Origin of the sequence: Mycobacterium sp. EPa45, from assembly GCF_001021385.1 — a bacterium.
Taxonomy (GTDB): Bacteria; Actinomycetota; Actinomycetes; order Mycobacteriales; family Mycobacteriaceae; genus Mycobacterium.
Genome location: NZ_CP011773.1, coordinates 2,280,864 through 2,295,390, shown reverse-complemented (window position 1 = coordinate 2,295,390; position 14,527 = coordinate 2,280,864). Strand labels below are relative to the sequence as shown.

The following is a 14,527-nucleotide window of genomic DNA, read 5'->3' as shown; positions in this document are numbered from 1 at the left end:
GGGTCAGTTGATGATCTGTCCGTCTCTCATCCGGACGACACGGCTCGCTTCATCGGCCACCGTGGGATCGTGGGTGCTGGCGACGACCGTGACGCCCAACGTCGAGCACAGGTCGCGCAGCATGCGCACCACCGTCTCCCCCGTGCGGTGGTCCAGATTTGCGGTCGGTTCGTCGGCCAGCACCAGCGTCGGGTTGCTGATCAGCGACCGCGCGATCGCGGTGCGCTGCTGTTCGCCGCCCGACATTTTGGTCGGCTGGTGGTGCACTCGGTGGCTCAGCCCCACCAGGTCGAGAAGGTCCAGTGCCCGCTGGCGCAACGCCTTGCGGTCGTACGGCTCGAACATCAACGGTAGCTCGACGTTTTCCACCGCGGACAGGAACGGTATGAGGTTGTAGCTCTGGAAGATGAACCCAATGGTGTCATGCCGTAACGCCGCGAATTGGCTCTCGGTCAGCCTGGCGGTGTCCCGGCCGGCGATCCGCACCGCACCCTTGGTGGGCCGGTCCAAGCCACCGATGATGTTCAACAGCGTCGACTTGCCGCTTCCGCTGGGTCCCATCAGACAGACGAATTCTCCTGGCATGACTGTCAATTCAGCGGCGATCAGGGCTTTGACGACTTCGTCGCCGAGCTTGTGCAACTTCCATACGTCGCTGATCTCGATGACCGGCGACGGTTCGGGAACCGAAGTGACGGCGGGGATGGCGTCTTCGACTGCGGTCATGTCTAACCTCCGGTCGACAGGGAGTGGACGGGGGGACGCGACGCCGCGTTCCAGGTGGGTATGACGCTGGTCGCCAGGGCGGCGACAATGCTGACGGCGACCGCGATCGCCGCACCGAATCCAAGACCGGCCGCTGACACCCCGGTGGGCACCAGACCGAGCATGCCGAGTGCGACGGCGGCGATGATCGCAAGCACCACACCGAAGATCGCTCCGAGCGTGGCCGCGACTGCCGGCTCCACGAGCAGTGCGGCGATGACGGGTCGACGCGGCACTCCGGTGGCGCCGAGTACCCCGAGTTCGCGGGTGCGGTGCGCGATCGTGCGGGTGGTCGCCACGGCCACTTCCACGACACCCACGAGCAGCACGGTGATCGCGATGAGGATGACGGCCCGGCCGATTTCTCCTGCATGACCCAGCGACGCCGACTGTTCCTGGATGCCGGCGGACATTCCGAAGACGATGACGACGAGGAAGGCACCCGTGGCGGTCGTGACGATCGGCAGCACCATCTCGCGAACCCGCCGCCGCGCCGCCAGCCAGCCGTAGGACAGTCCGAAGATCATCATCAGCGCGCTCCGAGCAGTTCGACCGGACGGTTCTGCAGTAGGCGATGCACCGGTATCAGCGCACCGACGATCGCCATCGCGGGCAGGAAGCCTGCCACCATGCCGGCCGCCTGCAGCCAGGCGACCGGGGTGGCGATGCCCGGAATCACCAGCCACACAGCGACTCCCGCAGTCAGCACGCCCACCAGGTAGGCCGCCATGAACACAACCGCGGATTCGACGAGAAAGAAATAGAGCACCTCGTCAGCCAGGCCGATGCTGGACATGATGCCGAATTCGCGACGGCGTTCCTGCACGGCCGCCAGGAATGACGACACCGCGATGATGAAGCCGAGCACCAGCCCGATGATCGAGATGATGCCCAGTGTCGAACTGGTCACCTTGCCGGAGAACAGCGCTGAGAATTTCTGATCGAACGTCAGCGGACCGGTACCACCCACCGTGTCGTAGATCAGTCCGGGGCCGCCGGGATCGGGTTTCACGGACGGATCGGAGGTCGACCGAAGACCGACGAGATCACCGAGGGTGCTGCCGAGACTGCGGCTCTTCTCCTGACCGGTCGGCGCGTAGACGGTCCACCATCCGTTGTCGCCCACCAAGGTGTGCGCCAGCGGGGCCGGTACCGTGACCGATTCCCCCCCGCCGCGCGTCAGCACGGCGAGGCTCTCGGTGCCGACGGTGATCCGGTCGCCGTCGTGCAGACCCAGCCGTTGCGCTACACCGGAGCCCAAAAGTGCTTGTCCGTCCGGGATTTCGTCGTCACCGCGCAGCGATACCGGCGTTCCGTTGATGTCGGTTGTTCCCGAGAGGGTCTTGATCGCACGCCACCCCCCGGGGGCGTCGATCACCGGGGCCGGACCATCGGCGACAAGCGCCTGCACGGTGCTGTCGTAATGGACGCCGGCGGCGGGCACCGCCCACAGCTGTGCACCACCGAGCACCTCGGACACCGAGTCCGCGCCGGTGATGGCGAAGCTCGACGAGATCGTGCGCACCACCGTCACGCAGGTGATCGCCAGCGCGATACCGAGAACCGACAGCACAAACCGTTCGGGCCGTCGACGAATGTTCGCCCACGCAAACCGGAGCAGACGCACGAACGTCTTGTTTCCGGAAGTGGAGGCGATCACCGATGGCCGCGAAATCGTTGTGGATAAAGAGGTTTCCACAACGAAAATATTCGGCGCGCACTGTTTCGGCCACCGAATCCGCTGATGTCACCGGCGTTACGTGAACCGCCAGCCGGTTAAATCAAGATGTCTGCGACCGGTGCTGCGCGGTGTCGATGCGCGGCCAAGGCTGTGCCGCCTCGAGTTCGTAGGCCAGCTCCAGGAGTCTGCGTTCGTGGCCGATCGGTGCCGACAGCATCATGCCGACCGGCATACCCGACGCCGATTGGGCCAGCGGCAACGAGATTGCCGGCTCACCGGTCACGTTCTGCAGCGGGGTGAATGCCACCCAGTCGATCAGCCGATCGATGATCTGCCGGTAATCGGCGGTGGGATCCAGATGACCGATTCGGGGCGTCTCCTCGGCCAGTGTGGGCATCAATGTCGCGTCGTAGGTCTGATAGAGCCGGGCGGTGACTCGCCGCAGCCTGCGCAGCCGCGTGATCGCGATCGGCAACTTGTGCAGGTTGCGACTGGCGTGGCGATCAAGGCCCAGGGTCAGATTGTCCAGCTTCGTCTTGTCGAAACTCGGGCCGAACGTCCGTTGACCGGTGCGAACCAGCGTCATTGCCAAAAGCGCCCAGTACAAGAGGAAGTCGTCCAGGAAGTAGCTCGGCACCGGGGGCCGGTCGAGATACTCGACGCTATGGCCAAGGCCCGCAAGCAATTCCGCGGTCTTGAGGGTCAGGTCACGGACGCTCGGCGCCGCCTGTCGATTGACCGATTGGGTCACGACGGCAATGCGCAGCCGGCCGGCACCGGGTCCGGTGACGGCACCGATCTCCGGCAGCCGGCGGTTGCGCCACACGCGCTCGGCTTCGCGGTAGAACGCAGCGGTGTCGCGCACGCTGCGGGTCAGCACCCCGTCGTTGACGATGCGCACCGGCATCTGTCGGGTCATCTTGTCCAGCGGCAGCCGGCCGCGGGAAGGCTTCAGGCCCACCAACCCGTTGCAGGCGGCGGGAATTCGGATCGACCCACCCCCGTCGTTGGCGTGGGCGATGGGCACCACCCCGGCAGCCACGAAGGCACCCGAACCCGACGACGAAGCTCCGGCGGTGAAGTCGGTGTCCCACGGATTTCGCACCGCGCCGATGCGGGGATGTTCGGCCGAGGCACTGAACCCGAATTCCGAAAGCTGGGTCTTGCCGAGCGGCACCAGGCCGAGCGCCAGATAGAGGCTGGCGAACTCGCCGTGCGCGGGCTGAGGGCGGGGCTGCCAGGCGTCAGTGCCCTGCATCGTCGGCATGCCTTCGACGTCGATGTTGTCCTTGATGAAGGTGGGCACCCCGTCGAAATATCCGCTGCCGCCCGCATAGGCGCGGGCCAGCGCCCGTTCAAAGGTCTCGTGAGCCAGTCCGTTGAGGATCGGGTTGACCCGCTCGGTGCGGGCGATCGCGGCCTCGACCAGTTCGGGGCGGGACACCTTGCCGGTGCGGAGGGCATCGACCAGGGCAACTGCATCCAGGGTGCCGAGCGCGTCGTCGCGATAGGCGTTCACATGCTGCATCTGGCCGACGCTAGCAGACACGTGTTCAATAACGGCGGTTCCCCCGGGATGGCAAAACCCCGCGTCTCCGGGATCGCCGGATGTGACGCGGGGTTTTCCAGTGAGCGGTTGGTGCGCCGCTCAAGTTTGTCAGGCCTGACCGACCTCGAACCGCACGAAACGGCTGACAGTCACGCCGGCGTCGTCGAGCAGCGCCTTGACGGTCTTCTTGCTGTCGGACACCGACGGCTGGTCCAGCAGCACGACGTCCTTGAAGAAGCCGGTGAGGCGCCCTTCCACGATCTTGGGCAGCGCCTGCTCGGGCTTGCCCTCGGCCTTGGCGGTCTCTTCGGCGATCCGACGCTCGTTGGCGACGATGTCCTCCGGCACGTCCTCACGGGTGAGGTACTTGGCCTTCAGCGCGGCGATCTGCAGGGCCACCGCATGCGCCGCGTCCTTGCTGTCGCCGGAATACTCGACCAGCACGCCCACGGCGGGCGGGAGGTCAGCGGCCCGCTTGTGCAGGTATGCCTCGACGTTGCCGTCGAAGTAGGCGGCACGGCGCAGTTCGAGCTTCTCGCCGATCTTGGCCGAAAGCTCCGCGACGGCCTGCTCGACCGTCTTGTCGCCGATAGTGGCGGCCTTGAGGGCCTCCACGTCGGCGGCCTTGGAGTCCAGTGCGGCGGCGAGGACGTCGTCGGCCAACTTCTGGAACTCCGCGTTCTTGGCGACGAAGTCGGTCTCGGAGTTGAGTTCGATCAGCGCGCCGCCCTTGGCCGCAACCAGGCCCTCGGCGGTGGCACGCTCGGCGCGCTTGCCGACGTCCTTGGCGCCCTTGATGCGCAGCGCCTCGACAGCCTTATCGAAGTCCCCGTCGCTCTCGGCCAGGGCGTTCTTGCAGTCGAGCATGCCCGCACCGGTGAGCTCCCGAAGCCGCTTGACGTCGGCAGCGGTGTAGTTAGCCATGTGGCCCTTCCCTAAGAACTAAGAACCTTCAGTGGTGGTTTCGGTGGCGACCGGCCCGGCGTCACTGGGGGCCGACGCCGTTGCGCTGGCGAGCAGCTCTTGCTCCCACTCGGCCAGCGGTTCGGCTGCGGCCCCGGAATCGGAACCAGCCTTGTCGCTTCCAGCCCCGGAGCGAGCCTGCAGGCCCTCGGCCACCGCGGAAGCGATCACCTTGGTCAGCAGCGCCGCCGAGCGGATCGCATCGTCGTTGCCCGGGATCGGGTAGTTGACCTGATCGGGGTCGCAGTTCGTGTCCAGGATCGCGATGACCGGGATGCCCAGCTTGATGGCCTCGCTGACCGCCAGGTGCTCCTTGTTGGTATCGACGACCCAGATCGCCGAGGGCACCTTCTGCATGTCGCGGATACCGCCGAGGCTGCGCTCGAGCTTGTTCTTCTCGCGGGTCAGCATCAGGATTTCCTTCTTGGTGCGACCCTCGAAGCCACCGGTCTGCTCCATGGCCTCGAGCTCCTTGAGGCGCTGCAGACGCTTGTGCACGGTGGAGAAGTTGGTGAGCATGCCGCCCAGCCAGCGCTGGTTGACATACGGCATGCCGACGCGGGTGGCCTCGTCGGCGATGGACTCTTGAGCCTGCTTCTTGGTGCCGACGAACAGGATGCTGCCGCCGTGGGCGACGGTCTCCTTGACGAACTCGTAGGCCTGATCGATGTAGGTCAGCGTCTGCTGCAGATCGATGATGTAGATGCCGTTGCGGTCGGTGAAGATGAACCGCTTCATCTTGGGGTTCCAGCGCCGGGTCTGATGCCCGAAGTGGGTGCCGCTGTCAAGCAGCTGCTTCATGGTTACAACAGCCATGTTTGGCCATACCTCTTAGGTTGTCGGTTGCCGCCCGGCTTCGGGGTGAAGCCAAGCCCTGGCGCCTGGGGCGTGCCGACCCGTCGTCTCCGACGGGACCAACCGGCATGCGTGGTGCAAGTGTCGACGTGGCGAACTTGCGAACAGACGCGCGAAGTCAACCCGCTCGCGCGAGTTGCAGGGGAAAGTTTACACCGCTCGAAGGGGTGCTTTGTCCACAGCGCCGCGCCGGTGCACAGCGCAGGGTGCGGTGGCTTCCTTGTCACTCTGTATACCGCTGAACTGGAGCGATGCGCGTCATTGCGATGGTGGCGGCGGTCCTGCTGCTGTCTGCGGGGACAGGCCGGGCCGACGCCGGACGGCTGGTGTGGCCGCTACGGCCTCCGCCGGCGGTGACCAGGGTCTTCGATGCGCCGTCACCGGATTGGCAGCGCGGTCACCGCGGCGTGGACCTCGCCGGGGCCGCTGACCAGCTGGTTTATGCCGCGGGTCCGGCGACGGTGGTGTTCGCCGGGAAGCTGGCCGGGCGCCCGCTGGTGTCGCTGGCGCATACCGGTGGGTTGCGCACCAGCTACGAACCCGTCGAGGCGACGGTGCGGGTCGGCCAGCTGGTCGATGCGTCGACCGTGTTGGGCCGCCTGCTGCCCGGGCATGCGGGTTGCCCCGCGGCAGCCTGCCTGCATTGGGGCGCGATGTGGGGGCCGGCGTCGCGGGCGGACTACGTCGACCCGCTGGGGCTGCTGGCCGGCACGCCGGTTCGGCTCAAGCCGCTGGCGGGCTGAGTGCGTAGGCGTCGTGCGACACCTGGAATGAGTTGCCGGTCGCGCTGTCGGCGCAGGTGACCCCGGCGGGATCGACCGAGCAGGTGATGCTGCCCACCGATCGCCGGGCGCCGTAACCGAGGGTCGGCGGCGCGTACTGCCCGCTGAAGAACAGCTGGCTCATCACGAACCCGAAGCAGGGCGCCTGGCCCTCGGCGAGCTGGAGATTCTCGCCGCCAGGTTCACCGATGGCGCCGGGGACGTTCGCGCGCGGGCACGTGTTGGACTGCGGCGTGACCCAGCGGTGCCCGTTCGCCTTGCACCACGCGAAGGCTGATCCGTCGGGCGCGGTGCCCATCTGGCAGCCGATGTTGCCGGACGGAGCCAGGAATTGGACTTTGGAGTGCGCCGCGTGGGCGGTCGGCGCCAGGACGCCAGCCGTCACCGCTGCGGCCAGAGTGAGCATCGCGATCTTCTGCACGGCGCAACCAGACACCGCTGCCACAGCTACCGAACCCAAGTTCCTTGGGCCCGAGCAGACGCACAATCGCACCGTAAAGCCCGAAATAGTGCGACTTTGCGTCTGCTCGCTGCCGTGGCCGCGGTCGGCGTCCGTAGGCTGGATGCCGATGAGTATTGCGCCCGATACGACCGTCGTTCTCGGCCACCGCTTCGCCACCGAGGTGCCCGAAATCGCGCTGCGTTGGCAAGCCGAAGCCGCCCCCGATCCGCGGTTGCTCGTCCTCAACGAGGCTCTGGCCGCCGAGCTAGGCCTCGACGTCGCGTGGCTGCGCGGCCCCGAGGGGATCGGTCTGCTCGTCGGGACGCAACTTCCGGCGGACGCCGAACCCGTCGCGCAGGGCTATGCCGGCCACCAGTTCGGCGGCTGGGTGCCGCGCCTCGGAGACGGCCGTGCACTGCTGCTGGGGGAACTCGCCGACGCCGCCGGGCGGTTACGCGACCTGCATCTCAAGGGATCGGGACGCACCCCGTTCGCCCGCGGTGGCGACGGCCTGGCGGCCGTCGGCCCGATGCTGCGCGAATACCTCATCAGCGAAGCGATGCACGCTCTGGGCATTCCGACCACCCGCTCACTGTCGGTCGTCGCCACCGGACGCACCGTCACCCGCGAGACGCAGCTGAACGGCGCTGTCCTCGCCCGGATCGCGTCGAGCCATCTGCGCGTCGGTAGCTTCCAATACGTCTCTGCAGCAGGTGAATTGGAGGTCCTGCGGCGACTCGCCGACCATGCGATCAGCAGGCACTACCCAGCGGCAGCACAGGCCGACAATCCATACCTGGCGTTGCTGGATTCGGTGATCACCGCTCAGGCGGAACTCATCGCCCAGTGGATGCTGGTCGGGTTCATCCACGGCGTGATGAACACCGACAACATGACGATATCGGGCGAGACGATCGACTACGGACCGTGCGCATTCATGGATGCCTTCGACCCGAAGACGGTGTTCAGCTCAATCGACTCATGGGGCCGTTACGCCTACGGCAATCAGCCGACGGTGGCCGCATGGAATCTCGCCCGCTTCGCTGAGGCGCTGCTCGGGCTGATCGACGACGACCAGGAGCGCGCGGTCGCACTGGCAACGGCGTCGCTGCAGGACTTCCCGCAGCGGTACGCAGCTGCATACGTGGCAGGCATGCACCGCAAACTCGGACTGAGCGACGCGGTCGACGACCCTGCGGCTCACCAGCTCTGCGAGGAACTGGTGGAACTGCTCGAGCAGGAGCGCGTCGACTACACCTCGTTCTTCCGCGGCCTGGCTGCGGGCGCGGTCGAGGCGCCATTCGAGGCGTGGGCCACCCGGTGGCGTGAATTGGACCCGGACGTCGAGGCGATGCAGCGGGTGAATCCCGTCTACATCCCGCGCAATCACCTCGTCGAGGAGGCGCTGACGGCCGCGTCCTCGGGCGACATGGAACTGTTCGATCGGCTACTGCGGGTGGTCAGCACCCCGTACGACGAACGCCCGGGATTCGAGCGCTACGCCGAGCCTGCTCCGGAAGACTTCGGGAGCTGCTTCCAAACCTTCTGCGGGACTTAGTTTCAGGCGCGCGGGTGCGCCTGATCGTGCACCGCGCGCAAACGCGCGACGGTCACGTGGGTGTAGAGCTGGGTGGTGGCCAGCGAGGAATGGCCCAGTATTTCCTGCACGATGCGCAGGTCGGCGCCGCCTTCGAGCAGGTGGGTGGCGGCGCTGTGCCGTAGACCGTGCGGACCGATGTCAGGTGCCCCGTCGACCGCCGACATGGTCTGATGCACCACGGTTCTGGCCTGCCGCTGGTCGAGCCGCTTGCCCCTTGTGCCCAGCAGCAACGCCGGGCCGGAGTCTGCTGTGGCCAGCTCGGGTCGGCCGTCGGTGAGCCAGGCAGTCAGCGCGGCCTGCGCGGGCGCGCCGAACGGGACGGTCCGTTGTTTGTTGCCCTTGCCCAGAACTCGCAGGACCCGACGGTCGGTATCGACATCGTCGATGTCGAGGCCGCACAGCTCGCTGACCCGGATGCCGGTGGCATAGAGCATCTCGACGATCAGCCGGTCACGTAGCGCAAGCGGGTCGCCCTGCTCGGCGCCGAGGTCGGCGGCGGCCATGGCGGCCATCGCCTGGTCCTGACGCAGAACTGCCGGCAGGGTGCGGCGAGCCTTGGGCAGCTGCAGCCGGACCGCCGGGTCCTCGGTCAGCAGGCCGCGCCGAGCAGCCCAGGCGGTGAATGTCTTGACTGCCGAAGTGCGGCGCGCCAGTGTCGTTCGGGCCGCGCCGCTCGCCGTCTGGGCGGCCAGCCACGAGCGCAGCATCGGCAGGTTCAGGCCGGCCAGCCCGGCGCCCGGCGCGCGTTCGTCGAGGAAGGCGAACAGCGATCTCAGGTCTGTGAGGTAGGCCCGTTGGGTGTGCTCGGAACGGGCACGCTCCAGCGCGAGATGCTCGGCGTAGTCGTCGAGGATCGACGCGTAGTCGCTCGGGTCCACGCCCCTACGGTCGCATCAGTGGGCGCTACCGCGGGCGACCGACGCGGCACCGTGTCCTGCCCGTTACCGGTCGCCGACGGCCGACGGCCGGCCTCAGCTCCCGCGCTTGAACGGATTCCAGCGCGACGATGCCGTCTCACTGCCAGCGTGACCCGCGCACCACTGCCCACTCGGCACGCCACGACGTACGGCGTCCACGTGCTCACCGCAGCCCGCCCACGTCGTCTTGCCGCACACTCGACATTTCACGGCTCGGCACATCATGTTCCCCTTCTGACAGAGCCGGCCTCAGGCCAGGCTCAAGAACAATTTCTCCAACTCGTCGATCGTCAGCTTCTGCGTTCCTGCACTGCCGCCGACAGACGGGTCGAGGCACTCGCGCAGGCCGCTCGCGATGATCGCGAAACCTGCCCGGTCCAAAGCCTTTGACACCGCTGCCAGTTGAGTGACGACATCCGCGCACCCACGGCCGTCTTCGATCATTGCGATCACACCGCCGAGTTGGCCGTGGACGCGCCGCAGCCGGTTCAGCGTCGCTACCACGGCAGCATCGCACCGCGGTTGCTCCGGTCCGCTCATGATTTCACCTCGATTCACGTCCTGTATACCATACCCCCTATGGTATACAGGGTGGGCGAAACAGATGACGCACGCGTCTGAGATGGAACACAGGTGAGCACCATGTCCGCGATAGTCGGCTTCTTGAAACGGTTCTGGGTGGCGGTGATCATCGTCATTGCCCTGCTCGCTGCGGTCGGTGTGGTCAGCCGGCTTCGAACGTTCTTCGACTCCGACAGGCCCTACATCGCTGCCGCCATGCCGGCCGACGCGATCAAACCGATCAATACCAAGCGGGTGACCTACGAGATCATCGGGCCCTCAGGCGCTTCCGGCAGAGTTAGCTACCTGGACGTCAACGGCAAGACGATCGAGGCAGGCTTCACCCGGTTGCCGTGGTCGGTCACCGTGAGCACAACCGACCCGGGGGTGCTGGCCAATGTGGTCGCTCAGGGCAACGCCGATGCATTGGGCTGCCGCATCCTGGTGGATGGAAAACTCGTCGCTGAAGACTTCGCCAACGGCCGTGACGCCCAGGCCTTCTGTCTGGACAAAGCCGCGTGAGCGCGCACGTCAAGGACGTCCGCACGCGTATCCCCCGCACCATCCGAGCGCTCGCGGTCCCGATCCTCCTCGTCTGGGTCGCCGCCACTGCGGCGGTGAATCTGCTTGTCCCCCAAGTCGAGAAGGTCGGGATGGCCAATGCCGTGTCGATGTCACCCCAGGATGCACCTTCGGTGGTCGCCGCCAAAAGGATGGGACAGAAGTTCGGCGAGTCCACCTCCGACAGCATTGCGATGGTCGTGCTGGTCGGTGAGCAGCCACTGGGTGAGTCGGCGCACCGCTATTACCAGTCACTGGTCGGCAAGTTCAACGCCGACAAACAGCACGTGGAGCACGTCCACGACTTCTGGGGCGGCATGATCACCGCCGCGGGCGTACAGAGCAGTGACGGCAAGGCCGCCTACGTCCAACTGAACCTGGCCGGCGACCAGGGCAGTACCGAGGGCAACCACTCGGTGGACGCCGTCCGCAAGATCATCGACACAACACCGCCGCCCACCGGGCTGCACGCCTACGTCACCGGACCCGCACCGCTGACCACAGATTCACTCGAGGCCAGCGACCGCGGCATGATCAAGATGACCGTGGTCACGATGGTCGTGATCACGATCATGCTGGCGCTGGTGTACCGATCGGTGAGCACGGTGCTGCTCATCCTGGCGATCGTCGGCATCGAGATGGGGGCCGCCCGCGGCACGGTGGCGGTTGTCGGCCACCTCGGGATCATGGATTTCTCGACGTTCTCGGTTCCGCTGATGACGGCTCTGTCGATCGCCGCAGGTACCGACTATGCGATCTTCCTGATCGGCCGCTACCACGAAGCCCGCCAGAATGGCGAGGACCCGGAATCGGCCTACTACAACGCATTCCACGGTGTCGGCCACGTCATCCTCGGGTCGGGACTGACCATCGCCGGCGCCATGCTGACCTTGCGCCTGACCCGGTTGTCCTACTTCAACTCACTGGCCTACCCATCGGCGATGGCCCTGATCATCGTCGTCGCGGCGGCGCTGACCGTTGCACCCGCGATCCTGGTGGTGGCCAGTAGGTTCGGCTTGCTGGACCCCAAGCGGATGATGAAGACCAGGGGGTGGCGCAGGGTCGGTACCGCGACAGTCCGCTGGCCCAAACCGATTCTCGCGGCAGCGACCAGTGTCGTACTACTCGGTCTGCTGGCCACGATCGGCTACAAGACGAGCTACGACGACCGCCGTTACATCCCCGCAGACGTGCCGGCCAACGTCGGGTATACGGCGGCCGAAAAGCACTTCAGCACAGCGCGCCTGAATCCGGACATCATGACGATCGAGTCGGACCACGACATGCGCAACCCGACCGACATGATTGTGCTCGACCGGATTGCCAAGGCGCTGTTCAGGATAAAAGGCATCGCAATGGTGCAGAGCATCACCCGGCCACTGGGCTCGCCCATTGCGCACAGCTCGATCCCGTACCAGATCAGCATGTCCTCGGTACCGATCACCCAGAACCTGCAGTTCCTGAAACAACGGGTGGGTGACATCAGCAAGATGTCCGACGACATGGCCACGATGATCGCCTCGATGACGCAGATGCAGGCGCTGATGGTGAACTTCTCCGATGCCATGCACACCACCGTCGGGTCGGCCAACGGCATGGTGGAGTCAGCGCACCGCAGCGTCGCCGACATGAACACGATGAAGGCCACCCTCGACCAGATGCGCGATCACATCGCCGACTTCGATGACCAGGTTCGCCCGCTCCGCAACTACTTCTACTGGGAGCCAAACTGTTTCAACATCCCGGCCTGCTGGGGAGTCCGCTCGGCGTTCGATGCCATGGACGGCGTCAACACATTCAGCGACAACATGGCCTCGCTGCAGACCGACATGACCGCGATGGTGGATGGCATGGACAAGATGGTCAGCGGGATGGGCGACATCGACGCGCTGGTGCCGCGGATGGTGCAGCAGTTCGGTCCGATCATCGCGACAGCCACCACGATGCAGAACACGCTGCAGACGATCCACAGCGGTTTCGACGGACTCATTGACCAGATGCAGCAGATGACCGACACAGCGACTGCGATGGGTGAGGCATTCGACGCCTCGAAAAGCGACGACTACTTCTACCTGCCGCCGGAGGTGTTCGCCAACCCCGACTTCCAGAAGGGCCTCAAGCTGTTCCTCTCCCCGGACGGTAAGGCGGCCCGCCTCATCGTCACCCACGACGTGAATCCCGCGTCCGAGGCGGGCATTTCGGTGGTCGACGACCAGCTGACGGCGGCGCACGAGGCGATCAAGGGCACCGCGCTGGCCGACGCGGATGTCTACCTGACCGGCACCGCGGCCACCTATCGCGATGTCCAGGCGGGCGCGAAGTACGACACCATGATCGCCGCCTTCGCCGCTCTGACATTGATTTTCATCGTGATGCTGATCATCACCCGTGCGCTGGTGGCGTCGATGGTGATCGTCGGCACGGTGGTGATCTCGTTGGGGGCGGCGTTCGGCCTGTCGGTGTTCATCTTCGAGCGGATCGTGGGCATCGAACTCAACTGGATCGTGCTGGCGTTCGCGGTGATCATCCTGATGGCCGTCGGCAGTGACTACAACCTGCTCCTGGTGTCGCGGTTCAGAGAAGAGATCGGGGCGGGTATCAACACCGGCATCATCAGGTCCATGGGCAGCACCGGCACCGTGGTGACCGCCGCCGGACTTGTGTTCGCCTTCACGATGGGTTCGATGATCTCCGGCGACCTGCTGAACGTCGGTCAGGGCGGAATGACGATCGGCATCGGTTTGTTGCTGGACACCTTGATCGTCCGGTCCCTGATGACTCCGTCGATCGCCGCGATTCTCGGGCCGTGGTTCTGGTGGCCGCTGCGGGTGCGCCAACGCCCGGCCCATGGTGGGCGGACGGGCGCAATCTCACCCGAGCCGGACAGTGACCAGCCCGAAGCCGGCGAGGACACCGAGGTGCTGGCGCCGGCCTAGTCCTGGCCGGCTTCGGCCTCGGCGAGTTCGCGCTTCCACTGCCGGAAGGTCTCTTCGGTGCGGCCGCGCCGCCAGTAGCCGGAGATCGACGCCCATTTCGCGTCGACCCCGCGCTCCTTGCGGATGTAGGGGCGCAGGTTGTGCATGACGGCTTGGGCTTCACCGTGGATGAAGACCTGGACCTGGCCGGGCAGCCACGGCGTGGTGGTGACGGCCTCGATCAGCGGGGCGTGGTCACCGGCCCGGTCGTCGCTGATGAGATCGGCGCGCCCGCCGCGGTAGATCCAGTTGATCGCGACGGATTCCGGCGCGTTGAGCTCGATTTCGTCTTCGGGTCCGGCGACCTCGATGAAGACTTTGCCGACGGCGTTGGGTGGCAGGGCTTCCAGGGCTGCGCTGATCGCAGGGAGGCCTGCCTCGTCACCGGCGAACAGATGCCAGTCGGCGGCTGGGTCCGGCGAGTACGCACCGGCGGGGCCCATCAAATGGATGGTGTCGCCCGCCTTTGCGGCCGCGGCCCATGGCCCGGCCACCCCGTGCTCGCCGTGCACCACGAAGTCGACGGTGATCTGGCGTGCCTCGCGGTCGAGCCGCCGCACCGTGTAGGTCCGGACCGTGGGTTGCTGCTCGGGCGGCAGTCCAATGAAGCTGTCCAGCGTCAGCGGGTGCGGCAGCCTCGCAACGTCGATGTCGTCACGCACGAAGACGAACTTGACGTAGGAGTCGGTGAACTCACCCGGTGTGAAGGTGTCGAACCCGGTGCCGCCGAGCACGACCCGCACCATATGCGGCGCCAGCTGCTCGGTGCTGACGACCTGGAATGTATGTAGTGGTCGACCGGCCACATCGCCTCCCGACGAGAATTGTTAGCCAACCTTTCCGACTATACGTTTCGGGCTGACGTTCGGGCCGTCT

The 14,527-nt window shown here is 66.1% G+C and carries 14 protein-coding genes; 4 read left to right on the top strand and 10 right to left on the bottom strand.

Annotated elements, in window-relative coordinates:
• Window positions 1-3: 3 nt before the first annotated feature.
• The 6 genes from AB431_RS10895 to rpsB all read right to left on the bottom strand — a co-directional run bounded on the left by AB431_RS10895 (window position 4) and on the right by rpsB (window position 5,774).
• Window positions 4-726: an ABC transporter ATP-binding protein gene (locus tag AB431_RS10895; protein WP_047329926.1), complete on the bottom strand. Its 723-nt coding sequence runs from the start codon at window positions 724-726 to the stop codon at window positions 4-6.
• Between the two features lie 2 nt (window positions 727-728).
• Window positions 729-1,295: an ABC transporter permease gene (locus AB431_RS10890; RefSeq protein WP_047329925.1), complete on the bottom strand. Its 567-nt coding sequence runs from the start codon at window positions 1,293-1,295 to the stop codon at window positions 729-731.
• Complete coding sequence (locus AB431_RS10885; RefSeq protein ID WP_047329924.1) at window positions 1,295-2,464, bottom strand: ABC transporter permease; 1,170 nt, start codon at window positions 2,462-2,464, stop codon at window positions 1,295-1,297. The genes AB431_RS10890 and AB431_RS10885 overlap by 1 nt, the downstream gene beginning before the upstream one ends.
• An 82-nt stretch (window positions 2,465-2,546) precedes the next feature.
• Window positions 2,547-3,974: an amidase gene (locus AB431_RS10880; protein ID WP_047329923.1), complete on the bottom strand. Its 1,428-nt coding sequence runs from the start codon at window positions 3,972-3,974 to the stop codon at window positions 2,547-2,549.
• Between the two features lie 129 nt (window positions 3,975-4,103).
• Window positions 4,104-4,919: a translation elongation factor Ts gene (tsf, locus tag AB431_RS10875; RefSeq protein WP_047329922.1), complete on the bottom strand. Its 816-nt coding sequence runs from the start codon at window positions 4,917-4,919 to the stop codon at window positions 4,104-4,106.
• Between the two features lie 18 nt (window positions 4,920-4,937).
• Window positions 4,938-5,774 (bottom strand): 30S ribosomal protein S2, encoded by an 837-nt coding sequence (gene rpsB / locus AB431_RS10870; RefSeq protein WP_047329921.1) that lies wholly within the window; start codon window positions 5,772-5,774, stop codon window positions 4,938-4,940.
• Window positions 5,775-6,064: 290 nt separating this feature from the next.
• On the opposite strand from rpsB, the gene AB431_RS10865 reads away from it, so the two are divergent.
• Window positions 6,065-6,556 (top strand): M23 family metallopeptidase, encoded by a 492-nt coding sequence (locus AB431_RS10865; RefSeq protein WP_047329920.1) that lies wholly within the window; start codon window positions 6,065-6,067, stop codon window positions 6,554-6,556.
• Here the strand turns inward: AB431_RS10865 and AB431_RS10860 are convergent.
• Window positions 6,537-7,016: a hypothetical protein gene (locus AB431_RS10860; protein ID WP_047329919.1), complete on the bottom strand. Its 480-nt coding sequence runs from the start codon at window positions 7,014-7,016 to the stop codon at window positions 6,537-6,539. The genes AB431_RS10865 and AB431_RS10860 overlap by 20 nt on opposite strands.
• Before the next feature lie 148 nt (window positions 7,017-7,164).
• Between AB431_RS10860 and AB431_RS10855 the strand changes: the two genes are divergently transcribed.
• Window positions 7,165-8,595, top strand: a complete 1,431-nt coding sequence (locus AB431_RS10855) for a YdiU family protein (RefSeq protein WP_047333305.1) — start codon at window positions 7,165-7,167, stop codon at window positions 8,593-8,595.
• A gap of 2 nt (window positions 8,596-8,597) precedes the next feature.
• On the opposite strand, the gene AB431_RS10850 is transcribed toward AB431_RS10855, so the two are convergent.
• Both AB431_RS10850 and AB431_RS10845 read right to left on the bottom strand, forming a co-directional pair.
• Window positions 8,598-9,515, bottom strand: coding sequence for a tyrosine recombinase XerC (locus AB431_RS10850; protein ID WP_047329918.1), 918 nt, complete (start codon window positions 9,513-9,515; stop codon window positions 8,598-8,600).
• 288 nt (window positions 9,516-9,803) lie between these two features.
• Window positions 9,804-10,094, bottom strand: coding sequence for a metal-sensitive transcriptional regulator (locus AB431_RS10845; protein WP_047329917.1), 291 nt, complete (start codon window positions 10,092-10,094; stop codon window positions 9,804-9,806).
• 102 nt (window positions 10,095-10,196) lie between these two features.
• Here AB431_RS10845 and AB431_RS10840 point away from each other — a divergent pair, with 102 nt between their 5' ends.
• Window positions 10,197-10,637, top strand: coding sequence for an MmpS family transport accessory protein (locus tag AB431_RS10840; protein ID WP_047329916.1), 441 nt, complete (start codon window positions 10,197-10,199; stop codon window positions 10,635-10,637).
• On the top strand, window positions 10,634-13,612 hold the full coding sequence (locus AB431_RS10835; RefSeq protein ID WP_235435879.1) for an RND family transporter: 2,979 nt from the start codon (window positions 10,634-10,636) through the stop codon (window positions 13,610-13,612). The genes AB431_RS10840 and AB431_RS10835 overlap by 4 nt, the downstream gene beginning before the upstream one ends.
• Here the strand turns inward: AB431_RS10835 and AB431_RS10830 are convergent.
• On the bottom strand, window positions 13,609-14,457 hold the full coding sequence (locus AB431_RS10830) for a siderophore-interacting protein (RefSeq protein WP_047329915.1): 849 nt from the start codon (window positions 14,455-14,457) through the stop codon (window positions 13,609-13,611). The genes AB431_RS10835 and AB431_RS10830 overlap by 4 nt on opposite strands.
• Window positions 14,458-14,527 lie beyond the last annotated feature (70 nt).